Origin of the sequence: Spongiibacter sp. (assembly GCF_041602295.1) — a bacterium.
Lineage (GTDB): Bacteria > Pseudomonadota > Gammaproteobacteria > Pseudomonadales > Spongiibacteraceae > Spongiibacter.
In genome coordinates this window covers 1-21,772 of the sequence record NZ_JBFIGO010000012.1, presented here as the reverse complement: position 1 = coordinate 21,772, position 21,772 = coordinate 1, and the positions used below count along the sequence as shown (strand labels likewise).

At 59.6% G+C, this 21,772-nt stretch carries 16 protein-coding genes; 10 read left to right on the top strand and 6 right to left on the bottom strand.

Translation table 11 applies throughout. From position 1 onward, the window contains the following. Positions 1-200: 200 nt before the first annotated feature. Together acs and ABYM29_RS04090 are read left to right on the top strand one after the other, a co-directional pair. A complete protein-coding gene (gene acs / locus ABYM29_RS04095) occupies positions 201-2,162 on the top strand; it encodes an acetate--CoA ligase (RefSeq protein WP_372862450.1) in 1,962 nt (653 codons plus the stop codon). Between the two features lie 91 nt (positions 2,163-2,253). Further along, positions 2,254-2,907 carry a response regulator gene (locus ABYM29_RS04090; protein ID WP_372862448.1) on the top strand — a complete coding sequence of 218 codons (654 nt, stop codon included), beginning with the start codon at positions 2,254-2,256 and terminating at the stop codon, positions 2,905-2,907. Positions 2,908-2,947: 40 nt separating this feature from the next. Here ABYM29_RS04090 and ABYM29_RS04085 read toward each other — a convergent pair whose 3' ends face one another. Further along, on the bottom strand, positions 2,948-3,619 hold the full coding sequence (locus ABYM29_RS04085; protein WP_372862445.1) for a TetR/AcrR family transcriptional regulator: 672 nt from the start codon (positions 3,617-3,619) through the stop codon (positions 2,948-2,950). A gap of 184 nt (positions 3,620-3,803) precedes the next feature. Between ABYM29_RS04085 and ABYM29_RS04080 the strand changes: the two genes are divergently transcribed. Genes ABYM29_RS04080 through ABYM29_RS04065 form a run of 4 tightly spaced genes read left to right on the top strand, consistent with a single transcriptional unit; the run spans position 3,804 to position 9,999 of the window. Continuing rightward, on the top strand, positions 3,804-4,544 hold the full coding sequence (locus ABYM29_RS04080) for an alpha/beta fold hydrolase (protein ID WP_372862444.1): 741 nt from the start codon (positions 3,804-3,806) through the stop codon (positions 4,542-4,544). Continuing rightward, complete coding sequence (locus ABYM29_RS04075) at positions 4,531-6,033, top strand: carboxylesterase/lipase family protein (RefSeq protein WP_372862442.1); 1,503 nt, start codon at positions 4,531-4,533, stop codon at positions 6,031-6,033. Before ABYM29_RS04080 ends, ABYM29_RS04075 begins: the two co-directional genes overlap by 14 nt. A 28-nt stretch (positions 6,034-6,061) precedes the next feature. Further along, the gene (locus ABYM29_RS04070; protein WP_372862439.1) at positions 6,062-8,500 is read left to right on the top strand and encodes a TonB-dependent receptor; all 2,439 of its coding nucleotides are present in this window, start codon (positions 6,062-6,064) and stop codon (positions 8,498-8,500) included. Positions 8,501-8,511: 11 nt separating this feature from the next. Then, a complete protein-coding gene (locus tag ABYM29_RS04065) occupies positions 8,512-9,999 on the top strand; it encodes a M28 family peptidase (RefSeq protein WP_372862437.1) in 1,488 nt (495 codons plus the stop codon). On the opposite strand, the gene ABYM29_RS04060 is transcribed toward ABYM29_RS04065, so the two are convergent. Beyond that, positions 9,996-13,544 carry a NahK/ErcS family hybrid sensor histidine kinase/response regulator gene (locus ABYM29_RS04060; protein WP_372862434.1) on the bottom strand — a complete coding sequence of 1,183 codons (3,549 nt, stop codon included), beginning with the start codon at positions 13,542-13,544 and terminating at the stop codon, positions 9,996-9,998. The two genes, ABYM29_RS04065 and ABYM29_RS04060, sit on opposite strands and share 4 nt — an antisense overlap. A 197-nt stretch (positions 13,545-13,741) precedes the next feature. On the opposite strand from ABYM29_RS04060, the gene rapA reads away from it, so the two are divergent. Together rapA and ABYM29_RS04050 are read left to right on the top strand one after the other, a co-directional pair. Then, complete coding sequence (gene rapA, locus ABYM29_RS04055; protein WP_372862432.1) at positions 13,742-16,612, top strand: RNA polymerase-associated protein RapA; 2,871 nt, start codon at positions 13,742-13,744, stop codon at positions 16,610-16,612. A gap of 36 nt (positions 16,613-16,648) precedes the next feature. Further along, positions 16,649-16,918 (top strand): hypothetical protein, encoded by a 270-nt coding sequence (locus ABYM29_RS04050; RefSeq protein ID WP_372862430.1) that lies wholly within the window; start codon positions 16,649-16,651, stop codon positions 16,916-16,918. Positions 16,919-16,947: 29 nt separating this feature from the next. Here ABYM29_RS04050 and trxC read toward each other — a convergent pair whose 3' ends face one another. The 3 genes from trxC to ABYM29_RS04035 all read right to left on the bottom strand — a co-directional run bounded on the left by trxC (position 16,948) and on the right by ABYM29_RS04035 (position 18,472). Beyond that, complete coding sequence (trxC, locus tag ABYM29_RS04045; RefSeq protein WP_372862428.1) at positions 16,948-17,406, bottom strand: thioredoxin TrxC; 459 nt, start codon at positions 17,404-17,406, stop codon at positions 16,948-16,950. A 71-nt stretch (positions 17,407-17,477) separates the two neighbouring features. Beyond that, the gene (gene tmpT, locus ABYM29_RS04040) at positions 17,478-18,122 is read right to left on the bottom strand and encodes a thiopurine S-methyltransferase (RefSeq protein WP_372862426.1); all 645 of its coding nucleotides are present in this window, start codon (positions 18,120-18,122) and stop codon (positions 17,478-17,480) included. A gap of 101 nt (positions 18,123-18,223) precedes the next feature. Then, complete coding sequence (locus tag ABYM29_RS04035; protein WP_372862424.1) at positions 18,224-18,472, bottom strand: DUF2798 domain-containing protein; 249 nt, start codon at positions 18,470-18,472, stop codon at positions 18,224-18,226. 141 nt (positions 18,473-18,613) lie between these two features. Here ABYM29_RS04035 and ABYM29_RS04030 point away from each other — a divergent pair, with 141 nt between their 5' ends. Both ABYM29_RS04030 and ABYM29_RS04025 read left to right on the top strand, forming a co-directional pair. Continuing rightward, entirely contained in the window at positions 18,614-19,531 is a 918-nt protein-coding gene (locus tag ABYM29_RS04030; RefSeq protein ID WP_372862421.1) for a LysR family transcriptional regulator, read from the top strand. A 182-nt stretch (positions 19,532-19,713) separates the two neighbouring features. After that, positions 19,714-20,070 carry a nuclear transport factor 2 family protein gene (locus ABYM29_RS04025; protein WP_372862419.1) on the top strand — a complete coding sequence of 119 codons (357 nt, stop codon included), beginning with the start codon at positions 19,714-19,716 and terminating at the stop codon, positions 20,068-20,070. A gap of 131 nt (positions 20,071-20,201) precedes the next feature. Here the strand turns inward: ABYM29_RS04025 and ABYM29_RS04020 are convergent, their stop codons facing one another. Next, positions 20,202-21,356 (bottom strand): fibronectin type III domain-containing protein, encoded by a 1,155-nt coding sequence (locus ABYM29_RS04020; protein WP_372862417.1) that lies wholly within the window; start codon positions 21,354-21,356, stop codon positions 20,202-20,204. Between the last annotated feature and the right edge of the window lie 416 nt (positions 21,357-21,772).

Genomic DNA, 21,772 nt, shown 5'->3' with positions numbered 1-21,772 from the left:
CCCGGTAGTTGTTATGTGCTTACCGAGAGTTATAGGCGCGCAGGTCTGTGCTTAGTATTAGCCATTAGTCAAATATCGACCAAAGTCTATACCACCAATACTGTGCCGCGCTCGACCAAGGTCTAATGGCCAAAACTGCCTCCAAGGCGAATACTGATCAACATAACAACAGCACATCACCTTGAACTGAGGGCCAAGCCATGACAGCGCAACGCTACCCCATTAAAGAGTCGATCCGCGACAACGCCTTGGTGTCAACCGAGCAATACCAGGCCATGTACCGGCAATCTATCGAGCAGCCCGATATTTTCTGGGGCGAGATGGCCGAGCGTATCAACTGGCACAAAAAACCCAGCAAGATCAAAAACTGCAGCTTCGCTAAAGATGATCTTCACATTAACTGGTTCGAAGACGGCACACTCAACGCAGCAGAGAACTGCATCGACCGCCACCTCAGCCTGCGCGGTGATCAACTTGCCCTGCAATGGGAGCCCGACGAAGAAGGCGAATCCTCACGGCGCTTCAGCTATAGGCAGCTCTATCAACAAGTCTGCAAACTCGCCAATGGCCTAAAAGCACTGGGCGTGCACAAAGGTGATGTGGTCACGCTGTACATGCCCATGGTGCCCGAAGCCATATTTGCCATGCTCGCCTGCGCGCGCATCGGCGCCGTGCACTCAGTGGTCTTTGCCGGCTTCTCACCCGAAGCGCTGGCCGGGCGCATTAGCGACGGTCACTCTAAACTGGTCATCACCGCCGACGAGGGCCGTCGCGCCGGCAAAACCGTTCCCCTTAAGCAAAATGTCGACGAGGCGATTGCACTCTGCTCGCCAGCCTGCGTAGCAAACGTATTGGTGCTCAAACACACCGGCGCGGCGATTCACTGGCGCGCCAATCGCGACGTCGACTACCACAGCCTGATCGACGCACAGAGTGCTGATTGCCCACCCCAGGCGATGAACGCCGAAGACCCGCTATTCCTGCTCTACACCTCCGGCTCTACGGGCAAGCCCAAGGGCGTGGTGCACACCACCGGCGGCTATATGGTCTACACCTCGCTCAGCCACCACACTGTCTTCGACTACCGAGACAGCGAGGTCTACTGGTGCATGGCCGACATTGGCTGGATAACCGGCCACAGCTACGCCGTGTACGGCCCACTGAGCAACGGCGCCAGCTGCATCATGTACGAGGGCGTACCCAACTACCCCGACTGCGGCCGCCTGGGCCGTATTATCGATAAGTATCAGGTCAGCACCCTGTATACCGCGCCGACCGTTATCCGCGCGCTAATGGCCAACAACAACGAGGCCATCGGCAGCAGCAGCCGCGATTCTCTCAGGCTATTAGGCACCGCTGGCGAGCCGATCAACCCCGAGGCCTGGGCCTGGTTCCACGACGTATTCGGCGGCGGCCGCTGCCCGATACTCGACACTTGGTGGCAGACCGAAACCGGCGGCATGATGATCGCGCCCATGCCCGCTGCCACCGAGCTAAAGCCCGGCTCGGCTACCAAGCCATTTTTCGGGGTACAACCCGCACTGCTGGACAACGATGGCAAACCATTGACCGGCGCCGCCGAGGGCAACCTAGTGATCTGTGACAGCTGGCCGGGACAAATGCGCACCATCTTTGGCGACCACCAGCGTTTCATCGATACCTATTTTTCCACCTTCGAAGGCTACTACTTCAGCAGCGACGGCGCGCGCCGCGACAGCGATGGCGACTATTGGATTACCGGCAGGGTTGACGATGTGTTGAATGTATCGGGCCACCGCATGGGCACCGCCGAACTGGAAAGCGCCCTGGTGGCGCATCCGCTGGTTACCGAAGCCGCCGTGGTCGGCTTCCCCCACGAGATAAAAGGCGAAGGGATTTATATCTACGTCAGCCTTAAACAAGGTGAACAGGGCAGCGAGGCACTGCTACAGGAACTCAGGCAATGGCTGCGCCGAGAAATTGGCCCCATCGCATCACCCGATATTATTCAGTGGAGCGACGATCTACCCAAAACCCGCAGCGGTAAAATCATGCGGCGTATCCTCCGCAAAATCGCCGCCGAAGACTACGACTCCCTGGGCGATATCTCCACGCTTGCCGACCCCTCAGTAGTGGCGAGGCTCATCGCGGAGCACCGCCGAATTAACGAACAGGTCGCCTGATCGTTAGCCGCTTTTCCTAAGCACTTGCCCCGCACTGCGGGGCCTTTTTATACTGGCTCTCACTAAAACAATAATTGAACAACGAGGCCCCATGCCCAAGCGATTCCTGATCGCCGACGATCACCCGCTATTCCGCTCGGCCATGCGCAGTGCCCTGGTCACCCGTTTCCCTGACGCCGCCATTGAGGAAGTCGGTGATATCTCCACGTTGCAGCAGGCCATCACCGAACACAGCGACATCGACCTGCTGTTGCTCGACCTGCATATGCCCGGCGCCCAGGGTTTCAGCGCGCTCATCCATATACAGGCCCAGCACCCGGAAATTCCGCTTATGGTGGTCTCCGCCTCGGAAACCGAGGAGGTGATGTGCAGGGCAATTGACTACGGCGCCAGTGGCTTCCTGCCCAAGAGCAGCTCGGTGGAACAAATCAGCCGCGCTGTACAACAGGTGTTAGACGGCCAGCGCTGGCTACCGGAAAATGTAAAATATCAACCGACTAGCGGAAGTAGTGAAAAAACCATTGCCGAGGTCGTCGCCAGCCTTACCCCGCAACAATTCCGCGTGGCCAACTACCTGGTACAGGGGCTGTTAAATAAGCAGATTGCCTGGGAATTGCACGTTACTGAAGCCACCATCAAGGCCCACATTACCGAGATATTCCGCAAACTCGGCGTACACTCGCGCACCCAAGCGGTATTAATGCTCAGTCAACTAGAGATCAACACCCCCAGCCTCGACCCCTAGCCCCCGGTAGCCGGCACCGACTTAACAGTAAGCAGCCTGTTCAACACAACGACGGGGACGGCTTACCGGCACCGACCAGGCGCAGGGCAAACTCGGCGTAGGTGTCGGCGACATGCTGCGGAGTCATACCACAGCCCGGCTCATACCAGAACGCCACCCGCATCCCCATGCCACCGATTGCCCGCAGCGCTAAATAAATATCGGGCACATCGAACACACCGGCCTCCTGGCACTGCAGTAAAATCTCCGCTAATACTGTTTCCGACTGCTGCAGTGTCACCACCACCGACTCCGCCAATTCAGGCGACAAAAAGTGCGACTCGGTATTGGCCACCACCGCCAGCATCGGATACTCGCAATGGCTAATCACGTGGGCACGCACCACCGCCGCCAGCCGCGCTAAAGGCTCATCAGCACTGGCCGCCAAGGCATCTTTGATCCGCTTGTAGTGTTCCGCGTACCCCAAGCCAATAATCTCGGCCAACACATGCTCCTTGGAAGGGAAGTGTGAGTACAGGGTCGTAGTCTGCACCTTGGCGGCCTTGCAGATATCCCTCACCGAGGTTGCCCCGTAGCCCGCCTGGGCAAACAACTGCAATGCCGCATTTAACACCTTGCCCTTGGCCCCTTTCGGAGTCACCGCTGGCGGCAACAATTCACTGTCTGCGGCAATACGCTGGCCCTGAGCCAAGGTCGATATCGGTCTTTTCATAGCTAACAAACGTTATGGCAATTTTTCACGAAGAATATATTGCTTTTCAGCGATAAGCCAACTAATCTCCAAAAAAACCAACGAACGTTAGTGCAATTAAAAATAACCATGAGCCGCCGGCATGCCCTTTATTAACTTTCACAACAGCAGGTGCCATTACCTTAAATCCGGCCACGGCCCCGCCTTGCTCCTGGTCCACGGCTTAGGTTCCTGTAGCGACGACTGGCGGGCGCAAATTACCGCACTAGCGCCATCACACACCGTATTGGCCGTCGATCTGGCCGGCCACGGTTTGTCCGACAAACTCAACGGCCAAGTCGACCTTACAGTCTTCGCCCGGCAATTGCTGGCCGTACTCAATGCAGAAAACATCGACCGCGCCCACATTGTCGGCCTGTCGCTGGGTGGCGCCGTCGCCCTGCAACTGGCTTTAGATGCCCCCCAACGAGTGGCTTCGTTAGTAATCGCCAATAGCCGCGCCAACTTCCGACCACAAGATTTGCGTGACCAACTGCAAGCCTGGCAACGCCTGTGGCTGATTAAACTATTCGGTCTCGGCCTACTCAGCCGGCTGATCGCTAGGCGCCTGTTTCCCCACTCCGCAGCGCTGCGCCAGCACTTCGTGCAGCGCAATCGGCAAAACGACAAAAACGTCTATCTCGCCACCCTGAAGGCCCTGCTGCGCTGGAATATCCACCACCGCCTAGGCGACATCCACTGCCCGACCCTCATCCTCGCCGCCGAGCACGACTACTACCCCCTGCCCGCCAGCCGGGCCATGGCCACGGCGCTGCCCCAAGCCCAATTTGCCGTCATCGACAATGCCCACCACGCAGTGAGTATTGAGCGGCCACAAGCCTTTAATCGCTATCTGTTGGACTTCCTGCAAACACTGCCAGAGCAGGCCCCCTATGTTGCGTTATAAACTCCCCCTTGCCGCGATGTGGCTCTGCCTACTCAGCGACCTCGCACTCGCCGAAGCGCTAACACGGATCGACAGCGGCCAAGTACAGGGCAGGCCGCTGGCTGATGTCGATCGCTACCTTGGAATTCCTTACGCCCAAGCGCCGCTGGGGCCACTGCGCTGGCGCGCGCCCCGCAACCCGCAAGCTTGGTCCGGTCGCTATCAGGCCGACACATTTGGCCCCGTCTGCCCCCAATTAGGCAACTATTACACCAACAACAACCCCACCACGTTCGGCCAGCCAATAGGCAATGAAGACTGTCTATATCTCAATATCTGGGCCCCGAGTAAGGCGCCTGTCAAACTGCCAGTAGTGGTATTTATTCACGGTGGCGCGGGGGTTTACGGCGCCGCCTCGCTACCCCTATACGACGGTGCCAAACTCGCCGACGCGCTACAGGCGGTGGTGGTCAGTTTCAATTATCGCCTGGGTATCTTGGGTGGTCTGCACAGCCCGGCGCTGCACGGCGACTCAGCCGCCGACAACTCTGGCAGTTTCGCACTGCTGGATCAGATCCAGGCCCTGCGATGGGTCCAGCGCAATATCGCCGCCTTTGCCGGCGATGCTGACAATGTCACCGTGATGGGTCACTCCGCTGGCTGTGTCAGCAGTTGGTCGCTAATGCGTTCACCACTCGCCAACTCACTGTTCCACAAAGTTATTTGCCTCTCAGGCATCCCCTTGACCAGCACCGCCGAAGAACGCCGAGAACGCTATCAGCAGTTTCTACAACGCGCTTGGACGCTGCGCGGCAAACCTGGCCCAGTGCCAAGCATCGCCGCGCAACAGCGGGAGTTCCTGTACTCCCTATCCACCGAGGAAATCACCCTCGCCAGCACCGGACTCAAGGCACTCACTGGCGCCAATGACGGCCATGTACTCAGCGCTGACCCTCGACAATTAGTCAATCCAGTGCCCGCCATCATCGGCAGTGTTAATCGCGAAGCCAGCCTGCTGCTGGAGCCACTGATACTCAAGCTCGACCGCCAACGGCTGTGGACGCAAATCGGTCGCGACGGCGCCCTGCTCAGCCGCCGCGAGCTGATCCCCAGCCGCTGGCAGGCGCTGACCTATCAACTCGCGGTGTGGCAAAGCAATCGCAGATTACTAAGCCGCGTCGACGACAGCGCCGCCCAGCTCAGCCAGTCCGCCGTACCGGTGTACCGCTATCACTTTAACTGGACACAGATCCCTGAGCCTTGGCAGTGGGCCTTCGGCAGTTTTCACGGCATCGACCTGCCCTTTATTTTTGGCAACTTCCGAGCGCCGCAACAGAGTTTTACGGATTTTGCCTTTCCGGCCAGCAGTGCCCAACAACTGCAGCGCACTCACCAACTGTTCACGCTGTCACTCAAGGGCTTTATAGACGATGGCAAGCCAAACAAATATCTGCCGCGCGTAGCGTGGCCCGAATACGGACAAACCCGGCAAGCACAGCCCATTCGCTAACCGGGACAAATAATAGCCAGGAGGCTGTATGCGCTATAACAATAAAAAACACACCGCCGCTGCACTGCTTATGTCACTCGCGCTCAGCGCCCACGCTCAAAGTCCAGCGCAGCACGAGCCACCGCGCAGTCACAAAATTCTGGAAACCGTACTGGTGGTCGCTCAAAAAAAGGAGCAATCAATACAGGATGTGCCGATCTCAATTTCCGTTATCGGCGAGGAATTCATCGAAAATTGGTCCATCACCGACCTCAACACTGCGGTGATGTACACCCCCAATGTAAAGATTGCCGACGCGGGTTATTTCATCTTGCCGCGCATCCGCGGTTTTGGCACCGACCAAAATAACAAGGCCTTTGAGCCGCCCTCTGGCGTTGCCATCGACGGCATCCCCTACACCCGATTGGAATACTTCACCTCGGCGCTGTTTGATATCGACCGTATGGAGGTGTATCGCGGCCCCCAGGGCACCGCCTTTGGCAAGAACACCACCGCCGGCTTGATTCACCTGATCACCAAATCCCCCACCTCCGAATTCAGTGGTCGACTGGATGTGCAGAGTGGCGACTTTGATCGCCGGCGGGTCGAAGCCGCCATTGGCGGGCCACTGATCGACGACGTTCTCAACTTCCGCGTCGCCGTACTCAAAGACGAGCGCAGCGGCTTTGTCGACAATACCGCCGGCGTATCGCTGGAAACAGCGCCGCGCTACGGTCGCGGCAGCGACAAAAATGCCATGCGCATCAAACTCGAGTTGCCAAATCTGCTGGGGTCATCTCTGCTGCTCAGCGCCGAAAAAATCGACCTCGACGTGACCGGCGCCGGGCTGGAACTGTTCAATGTCAGCGACTCCATGAAACAGGCGCTGTTGCGTTACGACCCCGCCACTGACTTTGTGCGCGCCAACTACCGCAACACCATTAACGAGGCCGACTACCGCTACATCAATATCGAAACCTATAACGCCGAATGGAAGTACGAGCTAGGCGCTTGGCAGCTGACCGGCATTGCCGGCTACTCCCTGCTCGATGGCGCCGCGGCATTGGACACCGACGTCGGCCCGGCACCCGCCATTGCCGCCGAAGACTCCGATACCTCGCCGACACACACAGCCGAGTTCCGCATTGAAAGTCCCGAATTTAACGGCCTGCTGGGCCTCGACAATGTCTTTGGCTTGCCGCTGGGCCAGCAGAGTAGTGGCCTATTCGGCCTTTACTATCAAAAACGCGAAATTAATGGCGACGGCATCGTCTACCGCTTCGGCTCCTCCTATCTCGACCTTTTTATGGCCGGAAATTTCGACAACCCCAACAGCCGCACTCCCGAGGCCTTGGCCCAGCTAACCGGTGCCAGCGTACCCGCGGCCACAACCTTGCTGGAGCTGAGCAGTACCGACTCACGTTACAGTGAAGAAGTCACCCAGGACTTCGACCAACTGGCCGAAGCCGAAGCCGCCTTTGCCCAAGTGCAGTGGCAGCTCACCGATAGCTGGGGACTGGAATACGGCATTCGATACAGCGACGAATCCAAGAGCGCCAGCTTTAACCAGTTTTACAGCTCGCCGCCACCGCGGGTCATCTTGCCGGTCTTTGGTGTCGACGAGTATCAACAACAGCTGTCGCGCTCAGAGATCAATATCGCCCACCGATTGGCCCTCAACTTTGAACCCAGCGACGACATTGGCATATTCCTGCATGTCGCCCGCGGCTTTCGCAGTGGTGGCTACAACGCCTTTTCCTTTCGCGGCGAACTGGACGAACTGCAGTATGAACCCGAGTCGGCCACCGACTTAGGCCTAGACATTAAAACCACCCTGCTGGACGGCCGCATGCGCCTCAATGTGTCGCTGTTCAAGCTCGATGTCGACGACTTCCAGGTGTTAGTCGGCGTCGCCAACGAACGCGGCTTTGGCGTGGGAAGCAACAAGGTAGAAAACGCCGCCCGCGCGCGCTCACAAGGTATAGAAGGCGACCTCACTTGGCTGGTCACCGACTGGTTCACCTTGTTTGCCACTCTCGGTGTCAACGACACTAAATATCTGTCGTTTACCAATAACAGCTGCTTTCCCGACAACCAAAACACCGACGGTGACGACGACCCGCGCTGCGACGCCACCGGCAAACCCTTCCCACTCACCCCTGAGTACACCGGCACGATGCTGGGCATGGCCACCATTCCATTGTCGGCGTCGGGACTGGTAATGCAGGTCGGTGGCGGCTTCGACTATCAGAGTGAGCAGTACACTAGCACCAGTCTCGACGAGCGCTACAAACAGGACAGCGTCACCCGCTGGCGCGCCTCATTGGGGATAGGCAATATTTTTCAAGGCTGGTCGCTGCGCCTGCAAGGAGAAAACCTCACCAATGAGCGCGTCACCGTCCGCCAGGGACAAATTCTCAAGGGTTCCGCCGTCGAGGGCATCGACGCCCCGCGCACTCTCTACGCCACCTTCCACTACGACTTTTAAGGAGGCCTGCCATGAGCTCACCGATCCGCTCGATATTGAGCGCTACCGTATTGCTGATCGGACTAGGCTGTGGCGCCTCCCCTGCGGCAACGCCTCCGCCGCAGCTGCCCACCACAGATGCCATCATGTCGTGGATCGCCGAAATCGACAGCCAGGGTCAACGCATGCCCGGTTATCCCGCCAACCAGTGGATCGAAACCTGGTTACAACAGCAATTCACACAGATGGGCTTACAAGATGTCACCCTCGACCCGGTAGATGCCGGTTACTGGCGACCACAGCGCTGGTCACTGCACGTTTGGAAACCCGAAAGCCCCCAGCAAAAAATCCGTCTCGACGCCTGGCCAGTGCCGCTGTCGGCCAATGCCAAGGCACTGCGTGGTGAGTTAGTTCTGGCAGACGGCCGCGCACCACTCAACGGAAAAATTGCCGTGCGCCGCCTGACTCTGCAGAGCATAAGCCAGCAGCAATTTGCCCAGCGCTTTGCCAGCTGGAGCTACTTCCCTGATGACGACATGGCCGCGCTGCAACAAACCTGGCCGATGACCGAGCGCTTTCAGCAAACCATGGCCCCTGAAATCGCCGCCGGCGCCGCCGGCTTTATCGGTGTGCTGGACTTCCCCTGGCAAACTGACCGTTACATGGTGCCCTATAACGCCACACCGCGGCCCATTCCCGGCCTCTATCTCAGCCGCGCCAACGGTGACAAATTACAGCAGCTGATGGCCGCCGGATACAGCCAGGCCGAAATGCAATTGCAACGGGAAATGAAAGCGATTGTCTCCCACAATGTGATGGCCAGCTTGCCAGGCGCCTCCGACGACTGGGTGGTGATAGGCTCGCATCACGACGGCCCGTGGAACTCCGCGGTGGAAGACGCCTCAGGAGTCGCATTGGTGCTGGCGCAAGCCGCCTATTGGGCGCAGATACCCGAGCAACAGCGCCCCCACAATATGTTGTTTCTGCTGAACAGCGCCCACATGTCACGAGGCGCCGGCCTGGTGCATTTCGCGAAAAAGTATCGGCAATTTTTGGAGCAGCAGGTGGTGGTGGAAGTCCATCTAGAACACGTTGCCCGACAGGCCAGTGTGCAAGACGGCAAACTAGTCGCCAGCGAGCGTCCCGAGCCACGCTGGTGGTTTACCAGCAAAATCCCACTGCTAGAAAACGCCGTGGCCGAGGCGATTTGCACACGGCAACTGGAACGCTCATTCATCCTGCCCCCAGAGGGATTTCCCAATGCCCAACGCAAGCATCCCCCCACCGATGCCGCGCGTTTTCATCCACACACCCCTATCGTCAGTCTACTGGCCGCCCCGATGTATTTATTCGACCCGGACGATCGCCTGAACATGGTACATGAAGCGAGTTTGCTACCCATCAGCCAGGCAGTCATCGATATTATCCAACGCACCCGCACCCACAGCGCCGCCAGCCTTCGCCAACAACGCTATCGCGGCCAACGCCAGCAGTCCTGGGCAGACTGTGCGGACACCTAAACAGGCTTCACTGCCGCCGCCAGCTTGCGCATTAAGCCCCGCAAGGCTGCGGGTTTAACCGGCTTGGCAAGGAAAAAGTGCCCCGCCGCGCTGACTTTTGCGCGCAGCGCATCGCTGTTGTCAGCACTGATGACAATAGCTGGCAGCGAACAGCCCCATTGGTAATTCAGCGCCTGCAGTAATTCCAGCCCGGTTTCACCGGCATCCAGATGATAGTCCGCCAGCACGATGTCAGGCGGGCAATCTAGCTGCCACTGGCTGAGAGCCTCGCTCAGCGACGCCGCGCAGAACACCCGGCATTGCCACTGCCCCAACAGGCTTTGCATACCCGCTCGAATGGCCGCCTCGTTATCAATGCACAACACACTGACCCCGGCCAACTCCGACTGCAGCTCATCAGAGGACGGCACAGTCGGCGGCTCACTGGCAGCGTCGGCCATGGGCACGACAATGGAAAACCGGGTGCCTCGCCCCGGCTGTGAGGTCAGTTCGAGTTCGTGGCCCAGCAAGGCGCTGATACGCCGGACAATCGACAAACCCAGGCCTAGGCCACCTTCGACATCGCGGTGCGCGGCATCACTGGCGCGCTCAAATTCCTCAAAGATACGCTGGCGGTCCTGCTCGGCGATTCCCGGCCCGGTGTCCAACACCTGGATAGACAGCAGGTCGCCGCGGCGGCGACAGCCCAACAGCACCTTGCCCCGGGCGGTGTAACGCAGGGCGTTGCCGAGCAGGTTTTGAATCACCCGGCGCAGTAAATGCGGATCGCTGCGCACCCACAGCGAACAAGGCGCCACCCGCAATTCCAGCCCGCTGCGCTCAGCCACTGCCGCGAATTCCCGGCCGAGGGTATCGAGCAGCGGCTGCAGGGCAAAGTCCTCGCACTTGGGCTGCATCCGTCCGGAGTCTAAACGGACAATTTCGCGCAGCGAGGTGATCAGGGTTTCGGCACTGGCCAGCGCCTCATCGATATGCTGCACATCCTCACTCAACTCAGCCGCGCCGTCGCGCTGGGCATCGACCTTGCCAGACAAGGCAGCAGTAAACAGGCGGGCGGCGTTAATCGGTTGCAACAGATCGTGGCTGGCCGAGGCTAAAAACCGGTTTTTGCTGGTGTACACCGCATTTAACTCACGCTCGATACGCGCCCGCGTAGCATTCTCTTCGGCCAATGAGCGATTGGCGGCCTCCAGCTCAGCGGTACGTGCCACAACGCGATCTTCCAGTTGAGACTTGGCGGCCTGCAACGCGTCGAACAGCCGGCGGTACTCGCTGATATCAGTGTAGGTCGTCACATAGCCGCCATTCGCCATCGGCGTGCCGCAAATTTCTACCACTAGGCCATTGGGCAGCTGCCGTTCCAGACGGTAGGCCCGCCCCCCCTGCAACAGCGCCAGACGGCGGGCAATGGCGGCATCGACATCCTGATCGGCGTCTTGCAAATAGCCTTTCTCAGCGTTGTATTGATAGACCCGCGAAATCGGACAACCGACATAGAGCAAGCGCTCAGGAAAGTTAAACAGTTCAACATAGCGCTGATTCCAGGCCACCAGATTCAAATTGGCATCCACCACGCTGATGCCCTGGGGCACCGTTTCCAAGGTGATTTGCAGCAGGTCCTGACCAAATTGAATTTGCTGCGAGCTACTGCCGATCAACGAGACAAACTCGTCGATCTCCAGCGACTTGCGCTTGACCAACAACTCCAAGGTGCGGTGGGCAGACACCGCGCCGACAATCGCGGCCAGCGATTCCTCGACATCCTTGATCACAAAGCGCGGCACCCGATCACTGGGCAGCAGCCGGTGACCCAGACGCTGCTCGAAACGCTGCCACAAATCTTCGCTGCGGCGCTCGCCCAACAGCGGCACCAATAGGCGGTGAAGCTGCCAGGCTTCGACATCGCTCAGTTCCAGTTCGCCCTGCAACTGACGGCGCTCCACCCTTACCTCGGTAAAGCTGCGCGCCTGGCGCAGATCAAGGCTGCTAAAACGGCTGCGTCGCGACACCAGCACCATCAACAGGCTGTTCATCGCCAGGCTCCAAAACACGCCGTGACTTAACGCATCGCCAAAATCCACGCCCAGCAGGGCCTCCGGCCGCAGCGCCGCCCAGCCAAGTGGGCCGGCCACGACCAGCGCGTGCTCACTGCCCAACACCGCCGGCAACAGCAGCGTGTAAGCCCACAGTCCGCCGCCAACCAGCAGGCCCGCCACCACGCCGCGGGCGTGGCCCCGCGGCCAATACAATGCGGCAACAATGCCCGGCAACAACTGCGCCGCCGCCGCAAAGGACAACAGCCCCAGCGACGCCAGACCACCGCGGGCGTTGAGCTGTTGCTCTAACAACCAAGCAGCCAGCAACACAGCGGCAATAGCCACTCGCCGAACCTGTTGCAACCAACGGGCATTAATCTGGTGACCCTGACGAAAATACTGCCACAGCGGCACCAGCCACTCATTGCACACCATGACTGACAGCGTCACGCAGGCAACGATCACCATGCCAGTCGCAGCCGACATACCGCCCAACAGCGCCACCACCGCCAACGGGTGATTACCCTGCTGAAGCGGCAGTGCCACCACCAACATATCGGCACTGCCGCCCGGCGCCAGCAGGCTTTGACCGGCAATCGCAATCGGCGCGATCATCGCGCAGAAAATCAGCAAGTACAGCGGGAACACCCACCTCGCCAAGCGCATGTCCCGGCGACTGTGGTCCTCAACCACCATCACATGAAACTGCCTCGGCAGACAGATGATCGCCGCCACCGCCAACAGCAGCTGGGTGATAAAATTGGTCCAGTCGGGCTGTTGTGCCAACTGCCCCCAGGCGATGGGCTGCTCGCCATCTGTCGACAACAGCAAGCCAATGGCGAATACCCCTACCAGAACAAAGGCTGCCAATTTGACCAGCGACTCCACCGCCACCGCCGCCATCAAGCCGCGGTGGCGCTGGCGCTTATCGGCCACCCGGGTACCAAACACCACGGTAAACAGCACCAACACCAGCGCCGCGACAAAACTGGTACTGCCCAAATCGGCAACTAGGCTGTGGCCCGTCCCTCTGAAAGACGCGCCGGCATCAATCGCATGCCGATCCCAAAGTTGCTCCACACTGAGCCAGGCCTGAGTAATGGCCTTCAGCTGCAAGGCGATATAGGGCAGGCTACCCAATACCGCCAGAAAGGTAACCAGCGCGGCCAGTAGCTGGCTTTTGCCGTAACGCGAGCCCATAAAATCGGCGATCGACGTCACCCTATTGCGCGTGCTCATCACCGACAGGCGGCGCAAAAATGGCCAACCCAGCGCAAACAATAAAATTGGCCCGAGATAAATCGGCAGAAAACTCCAGCCGCCCTCTGCGGCCTCGCCTACCGCGCCGAAAAACGTCCAGGAGCTGCAGTACACCGCCAGTGACAGGCTGTAGATCAGTGGCCTAAAACGACGCGGCCAGCTCGGCCGCCGATCCGCCCACCAAGCGATCACAAACAGAATTCCGACATAGAGAAAGGCCAATAACATGACCCACTGATTCGCTGGCACTGCAGGCCTCTTTTTTATTATGACGACGAAGACTCAGTCTAACCCAGCCCCCAAGCCCGCGCATTCGACTAAAGTCTATGCTAATGGCGAGTGGCAATTACACAGCCAGCGAGACCGCCAAGCCTTCCCCTGAGCGGCGTCGACGCGTAAGATGCCTGCCCCGAATTTGCTCGACGAGATCAGGCCCCCCGCACGCTATGCCAGAGACCTTTACCGCCGGCCAACGCTGGATCAGTACCCCCGAACCCGACCTGGGCTTAGGCATTATTCTTGAAGCCGCCAACCGCCGCGTGGTGATTGCCTTCCCCGCCGCCGAAGAAGAACGCACCTACGCCGCCGACCGCGCGCCGCTGTCGCGGGTACAGTTTCAGGCCGGCGACGACATCAATGTGCCTGAACAGCCACCCCTGAAGGTGCGCGAGGTACAGGAGCACAACGGCTGCCTGGTGTATTTTGCCGAAGACAGCAATGGCGATATCCACCCGGTGCCCGAGCAAATTCTCAGCGCGCAAATTCAACTGCACAGCGCCCGCGACCGCTTGCTGGCCGGCCAACTCGACCACCCCAAGCGCTATGAACTGCGCGTCAGCACCCTGGAGCAGCGCAATCGCGCCCGCGCCGGACACAGTCGCGGCCTGCTCGGCCCGCGCGTAGAGCTGCTGCCCCACCAGTTTTATATTGCCCGCAATGTCGCCGAACGCGCCCAGCCGCGGGTATTGCTTGCCGATGAGGTGGGCCTGGGTAAAACCATCGAGGCCGGGCTGATCCTTCACCAACAAATGCTCGACGAGCGCATTAAGCGCGTATTGATCTTGGTGCCCGACAGTCTGGTACACCAGTGGCTGGTGGAAATGCGTCGCCGCTTCAACCTCAACTTCAGTATTTTCGACGAGGCCCGCTGCCGCGACATCGACCCCTATCGCGATGACGCCAACACCATTTTCTTTGACGAAGACGCGGAAAAAGCCCGCGAGCAAAACCCCTTTGAAAGCGAGCAACTGTTAATTGCCTCCATCGACTGGCTGGCCAGCCACCCGCGTCGCGGCCAACAGCTGGTCGACGCCGGCTGGGACACCCTGGTGGTCGACGAAGCCCACCACCTGCAGTGGCAGCCCGGCGCCGAGCCCTCGCCGGGCTACGCCCTGCTGGAAACCCTGAGTCAGGCCATTCCCTCGGTGCTGCTGCTGACCGCCACCCCGGAAAACGCCGGCATCGACGGCCACTTTGCCCGCCTGCGCCTGCTCGACCCCGAACGCTACAGCGACCTCGAGGCCTTCCGTGCCGAACAGAGCAGCTACGCCGGCATCAGCGAACTGATCCGCCAGCTGCACACGGCCGACAGCGATCAAGACCTGCTCAAGCCCCTGGCCGACTACCTGGACGACGAGCTGCTGACAGCCTTTACCGCCTCGCCCGACGACCATCGCGAGGCCGCGATCGAGGCCCTGCTTGACCGTTTTGGCACCGGCCGCAGCCTGTTCCGCAACAGCCGCGCCTCGGTGGGCGGCTTCCCGGCCCGCGCCCTGCACGAACACCCACTGGAAGCGCCCGCCTTATACCGCGCCGCCGCCAGCGAATTGGAGCTTGACGATCGCCTGCGCCCCGAGCAACTGCTCGGCGAAGACTGGACCGGCTGTGACCCGCGTGTGCAGTGGTTGGAAAAGTTCCTACTCAGCCAGCCCGACACCCGCTGCCTGCTGATCTGCGCCAACACCGACACCGCCCGCGAGCTGGAGCTGTATATGCGCCTGCGCCGCGGCATTGCCAGCGCGGTGTTCCACGAAGAGATGAGCCTGCTGGAGCGCGACCGCGCCGCCGCCTATTTTGCCGACCCCGACGACGGCGCACAGCTGCTGGTGTGCAGCGAAATCGGCAGCGAGGGCCGCAACTTCCAGTTTGCCGAGCACCTGGTACTGTTTGATCTGCCGCTCAACCCCGACTTGCTGGAGCAGCGCATCGGCCGCCTCGACCGCATCGGCCGGCGCGGCGAAGTGAATATCCACATCCCCTTTTACCAAGACAGCGCCCAACAGACCCTGCTGCACTGGTACCGCGACGCTATGGCCATCTTCCGCGAGCCCTGCACCATCGGCAGCGCCATGATGCAGCGCTTTGACAGCGCCCTGCACGACGCCCTGAGCAGCGGCGGCGATGCCGGCGCGCTGATCCGCGAGGCCGCCGAGGTCGCCGAGGCCCTGCGCCTGGAACTGCACTCCGGCCGCAACCAGCTGCTGGAGTTAAACTCCTGTCGCCGCGAACCGGCCGAGGCACTGGTCGCCAAAGTCGAGGACGAACAGCGCAGCGACGAACTGGCCGGTTACCTGGAACAACTGGCCGACCAGTTTGGTCTGGAGCACGAAGACCACAGCGAGCACACCATCATCCTGCGCCCCGGCGACCATATGCTCAGCGACGCCTTCCCGCAGCTGCCCGAAGAGGGCATGACCGGCACCTTCGACCGCCGCCGCGCGCTGAGTCGCGAAGACATGGCCTTTCTCAGCTGGGAACACCCCCTGCTGCGCGATGCGATGGAACTCATCGCCACCGGCGACTTCGGCAGTGCCTGCATGTGTACCCTGGCGGTGAAGGGCCTGCCCGCCGGCAGCATGTTGCTGGAAACCTTCTTCAACCCCTCGCTGCAAGCGCCCGCAGCGCTGGCACTGGACCGCTACCTGCCCGCCACCAGCGAACGCGTGCTGCTGGACAGCCACGGTCGCCAGTTGAGCAGCAAGGTCAGCCACAAGCAGCTCAATAGCCTCTGCCAAAATGTAAAGAAAAGCCTAGTACCGGCGCTGATGCGGCAGATTCGCGAACCGCTCACCGAACTGCTCAACAATGTCGAAGCGCTCGCCAAACAACTGGAAAGCCAATGGCGCGAACAGGCCGTGGCGGCTTACCAGCAGGCCCGCAACAGCGAGCGCGCGCGCCTGCAGGCACTGGCCCTGCGCAACCCGGACATTGGTGAGCCCGAGCTGCTAAGCTTTGACCGCGACAGCGAACAGGGCCTGGCCCTGCTCGGCGGCCTGCAGCTCAACACCCACGCCCTGCGGCTGGCCATTGTCAGCTAAGGTGGCCGCCGAAACGCAAGCAACGCGGAGAACACTATGTTTTTGTTTTCACTGAACGCTAGATCCAGCAAAGACCAGGGCGAATTCAAACAGGGCGAGGAAGTGCCGTTTATCGTCTACATCGACTTCAAAGACCTGTTTGGCGCCGAGCAACTGGCCACCCTGTTTGTGATGCGCGAGGGCTTTCGCGAGGTCAAAGTGCTAAAACGCCGACAGATCAAGGTCGACGCCAGCATGAAAAAAGACCCGCAGATCCAGGAAGCGCAAGCCAAGGGCTATTGCGTGCAGGCCTTTAACGCCCACTAACCCCCCACTGGTTAACGCCCCCGGGGCAATCATCCGCTGGGCAGGCTCGCCAACTGCTGCGCCAGCCACTGCTGAAACTGCAGTTTGGGCAGGGCACCGGAAAGGCGCGCCACCTCGCGCCCCTGATAAAACAGCATCAGGGTCGGAATCGAGCGAATCTGATACTGGGCCGCCGTGCGCGGATTGGCCTCGGTATCTACTTTGATAAATCGCGCCCGGCGCGTCTGCTCCCCCGCCACCTCCGCAAAAACGGGCGCAAAGGACTGACAGGGGCCGCACCACGGCGCCCAGAAGTCCACCACCAGCGGCAGGCTGCTTTTTTGAATATGGCGGCTGAAATTGGCATCGCTGGCGTTAACCACCGCGCCGTCCAACAGCACCGCCCGGCACTTGCCGCACACCGGCTGGTCGGCCAGTTTTTCCGCGGCGACGCGATTAATGGCCTCGCAGGCCGGACAAATGACTTGCAGTGCACCGCTGGTGTTCATCCATCTTCCTCTGTCTGTTGCATAAAGCGTAGATGCTGCCGGCACGGCGCATTTTCAAGTCAGCGGCATCACTAAACGCCGCGCGGCTGCAGTCGCCAAACCTTCTCCAGTGCCGGGCACAACCCCTTTAAGCCACCATCCACCGCCTCACAGTACAGCGCCTCTAACTGATAATGCTTAGCGTAGTGGCCCTGTAGTTCAGCGTCGCTAATGGCGAATGGCGGACCGGGCATGGCCCGCTGGTCGTAGTCATAATTGATCAATAACTGCGGCGCTGCACTGCTGAGCTGCACAACATGTGCACTGTAGCGGCGGCGCATCTCTGCCGGTAACGCCACCAGCGCGGCGCGATCATAGACTGCCTCCACAGTCGCTAATTGCGACGGCGCCAATGCGAATACGTCACCCTGGTATATCTCGATACCGCCGCCGCGATAATACCTCAGCTCACCGGAGCGACTGACCTCCGGCACCACGCCCAACTCGGCAAAGAGCTCCTCAACCGCTATGGCACTGAGCTCAACCCCGATGACCCGCATACCGCGCTGACTCAGCCAGGCGATGTCCCGCGTCTTACCACACAGCGGAAGGAATACCCCCGCCCCCGGCGCCAGGGCCAAAGTGTCGAAATACCGCACAAGCAGCGGATTGGCATCGCAAGTATGAAAGGCGATGTCCTTTTCTTCCCATTTTTTATGCCAAAATTCCGCGTCCATCGCTATTGCCCCCATCCCTATGTGTCATCAAATAACCGCCCGCTTAACAGGCGCCGACATGCCGAGCGTCGCCAATGGGCTGTGCTCACCGACATCACGCCCTAAGCTCCCCCCGGCGGCAGATCATTACTGCTCAGTGACAGCGCCACCAAGCGCCGCACCAGGGGAGTCACTAGCACCACCGTCGGAAACGCTACCACAAAGGCCAACCCCCAAGCCCGCAGCCAAATGCCGACAATCCCCTCGATAAAGCCGACATTGATCAGCGAAATAAACAGGGACATCACATTTGACATAATCAGTGACATATAAAAAGCAAACACAATATTGCCGTAACGCGCGGGTATCACTCCACTCCTCCTTGGCGAGAGCCCCCGGTGCTCCGTATCTCGCCGCTGATTTCCCCAAACGGGGTACAAGCGCTATGATAGAAACTTACATTTTTGACATCTACACCGAAAACAATAAGCTTATTTTTCATTTTTGGAATCATGTACGACGACATCGCCCTCTTTGTTCACATTGCCCAGCAAGGCGGCCTGAGCAGCGCCGCCAAGCACTTGGGCCTGCCCGCTGCCACCGTAACCCGGCGCCTGCAGAAACTCGAACAGCGTCTGGGCTACCAGCTGCTGCAGCGTTCGGCCCGCCAATGTGTGCTGACCGTTGACGGCGAGGTGCTCTACCACAGCTACGCGGAACTGATAGAGCAACTGGAGCAGGTGCGACAACAACTGTACAACGACATGCGGCAGTTGCGCGGTAAGCTGCGGGTGCTGGCCCCCAGCAACATCTCCCACGGCATGCTGCGCCCCATGTGGCTGGGCTTCACCCGCCAGTATCCCGATATTCAATTAGAGCTGCAGCTCAGCAACCAGCTGCACGACATGATCAAGGCCAGAGCGGATATCGCCCTGCGCATTGGCCCGCAGGCAGATTCCGCGCTCTACCAGAAAAAGCTCGGCCAGGTCGACAAAATACTCGTTGCCGCACCCAGCTACCTCAAGGAGCACGGCCACCCCGCCCACCCCGGGGAACTGAAACACCACCGCTTGGTCGGCACCACCATTTCCGGAAAATGGCCCCTGCACGACATTGAAAGCAGCAAGCACCAAGAAATACTGCCGCGCTTTGTGGCACAGTTTAACGACACCACCTTCGCCAAATACATGGCCATCGATGGTCAGGGGATTACCCTGCTGCCGCTCTCTGAACTAAAACCTGAACTCGACAGCGGCGAGCTGCAACGTGTGCTGCCCCAATGGCGAGGCGAACCGCGCGATATCTACGCGGTGTGGCCCAGCGGCCGCCTGCTCAGTGCTAAAGCCAAGTGCCTGCGCGACTATATGGCGGCATTTATCGTCGACCGCCTCACGCAAGTTCCCTCAAGGCATGAAAGCAAAACAACATAAAACTACCCGAGAGCACACCACTGCAGTAGAGGTAATGCTAGAAGTGTGCAGACAGCCGACATGAGTCTGTCGACGCCCACGACTTCCCAAGCGCAGCCCTTAAGCAGCGCCTTGACCCCATTCGTCATTATCCGGCACACCGCCAATCACTATACTGCGCCGACACACAACAGGAGCCCACCATGGAAACCCAAGACAAAATCGCCGCCGTCCACCGCTATGTAGAAGCGTTCGAAACCGCCGACATCGCTATCATCAAAGAACTCTACGCCGCCGACGCCACCGTCGAAGACCCCGTTGGCACCGACACCCACAATGGCATCGACGCCATTGTCGCCTTTTACGAGGGCGCCCTCAGCAGTGGTGTAAAGTTGGCCCTCACCGGCACCCCACGCTGCGCTGGCGACGAAGTGGCCTTCCCCTTTCAGGTAAAAGCCCCCGGTATGAGCATCGACGTGATCGACATTTTTAAATTCAATGCCGAGGGCATGGTGGTTTCCATGCGCGCTTTCTGGGGCGCTGAGAATATGGGCTCGTAAGAAAAGCGTTGCGCCGCCTGCAGGTAAACACATACGCAGGCGACGCAACTCACAAGCGCCACAAGGCGATCGTTAAACCGCTTTTAAAAAACACGAACACCGCCGCGAAAAACGCAGCGGCGCGCGGTTTTCTACAGGCAGTCTGCGCTGCCGTAGCGGCACAGGCGGGAATTACCGGGCTCGTGGTCCAGCACCCAGATCTCCAGCTCGCCACCAGTGGGGTTGCCGCGAGCCTGAGTGTCGATCACATGCTGAGGCGTGGCATTGCTGGGCACTTGCGTATAACGCGTGCGCAGCTCCTGCCAGGTGTAGGGCTGAGTACCGTGGGCACAGGGTGTGGCCGCCGCACTGCGATCCAGCTCGGTCAACTCCCAGCGCGAACCATTCCAACCACCGGTGTTATGCATTAGCGAACCGTCCCAATCTAGGTTGCGACAATCCGCATCGCTGTTCAGGCTGTACAAATCCGGGGCATTAAAGGCGTAGTGCATCAGCTCATGGGTCATGGTATAGCCCAGATGCAAGTCGTCCTCCCAGGGCACCACGAGCTGCCCCACACGACCGATATAAAACCCGACACAGGGGTTGTCGATCATCCAACCGCCGAAGGTGTGGCTATCAAAGGGGATACTGGTCTGTACTAAGAAATCAGCCAGGGTGTGGCCGACAGCACCAGTGCCGTCGAAGTTCTGTGTACCGCAGGCACCGCCGAAGGTCGCTTGAGCGCCGAAGGGCAGGTTCAGGGGATAGTTCAATACCGTGTCGGTCACCAGCACACTGCCCATTTGCGCATAACCGTCCATCGCGTCGTACAAGCGCTCGGCAACAATCTGCATACCGTCAGCGAGATCACCGACCCCCTGATCCCAGGGTATGCCGGCGGGCAGCCCCTGCGAATCCAGCTGCACCAGGGCATTCACGGTATAGTTACTGCCGTCCCAGCTGGTGTAGGCATTACCGGCCACAAACCCAGAGGACGCTGACAGCGCGCCACTAAACTGATCGCGCACTCGATAACTCACCGTTTGACCCGGCTGCAAGCCGTCGATCACCGCCATCTGCGCCGTATCGACCACATTCACCAGCGGCAAGGCGGTTTGCACCTCACCACCGTCGACCTGATATTCCACCACACCGCTGACTTGAGTATCTGCCTGCCAAGCAAACACCGCGCGAAAACCGGTCTTAGTCGAAAAACCAATCACCTTCTCAAATTCCGCCGCCAAACTACTGGCAGAGGCCGCGGCCATCAGCACACCGGCCACTAACTGCTTTCCAAGCTTCATGCGTGTTTTCCCTTATTGTTTATATTATTCCGTCGGGGTTGACGGTGAGGACATTCTAATCCGGCCGCTTAACAGAACCGTTAAGTAGCGCACGTCTCGACAAAATCGGCGAAGATAGCGAAAGAACCCCGCTATCTTTGTAGGCATTGGCGACACCTACCCCTGCCAGCGAAAACCACTAAGCACGGAACAATGTTCCTGCAACAGCCACAACGATAAAGCTGCAATGTAATGGCCGACGCAGCCAAGCACCGGACAGCGAATGGCCGCACAACATCCCCACACTCACCATGGCAAAGACGGCGCTCCTCAGGACTGCCAGTCTCGGCGATAATCGGAAGTCGCCCGCTGCACACTGCGTATGCAACACCAACAAAAAAGGCGCCCGAAGGCGCCTTAGTCAAGCAGTGATGCTG

Coding starts and splice junctions, on each gene's coding strand:
- rapA (WP_372862432.1), top strand. CDS start 13,742: ATGCCAGAGACCTTTACCGCCGGCCAACGCTGGATCAGTACCCCCGAA.
- ABYM29_RS04090 (WP_372862448.1), top strand. CDS start 2,254: ATGCCCAAGCGATTCCTGATCGCCGACGATCACCCGCTATTCCGCTCG.
- tmpT (WP_372862426.1), bottom strand. CDS start 18,122: ATGGACGCGGAATTTTGGCATAAAAAATGGGAAGAAAAGGACATCGCC.
- ABYM29_RS04025 (WP_372862419.1), top strand. CDS start 19,714: ATGGAAACCCAAGACAAAATCGCCGCCGTCCACCGCTATGTAGAAGCG.
- ABYM29_RS04085 (WP_372862445.1), bottom strand. CDS start 3,619: ATGAAAAGACCGATATCGACCTTGGCTCAGGGCCAGCGTATTGCCGCA.
- ABYM29_RS04020 (WP_372862417.1), bottom strand. CDS start 21,356: ATGAAGCTTGGAAAGCAGTTAGTGGCCGGTGTGCTGATGGCCGCGGCC.
- ABYM29_RS04030 (WP_372862421.1), top strand. CDS start 18,614: ATGTACGACGACATCGCCCTCTTTGTTCACATTGCCCAGCAAGGCGGC.
- acs (WP_372862450.1), top strand. CDS start 201: ATGACAGCGCAACGCTACCCCATTAAAGAGTCGATCCGCGACAACGCC.
- ABYM29_RS04050 (WP_372862430.1), top strand. CDS start 16,649: ATGTTTTTGTTTTCACTGAACGCTAGATCCAGCAAAGACCAGGGCGAA.
- ABYM29_RS04075 (WP_372862442.1), top strand. CDS start 4,531: ATGTTGCGTTATAAACTCCCCCTTGCCGCGATGTGGCTCTGCCTACTC.
- ABYM29_RS04070 (WP_372862439.1), top strand. CDS start 6,062: ATGCGCTATAACAATAAAAAACACACCGCCGCTGCACTGCTTATGTCA.
- ABYM29_RS04065 (WP_372862437.1), top strand. CDS start 8,512: ATGAGCTCACCGATCCGCTCGATATTGAGCGCTACCGTATTGCTGATC.
- trxC (WP_372862428.1), bottom strand. CDS start 17,406: ATGAACACCAGCGGTGCACTGCAAGTCATTTGTCCGGCCTGCGAGGCC.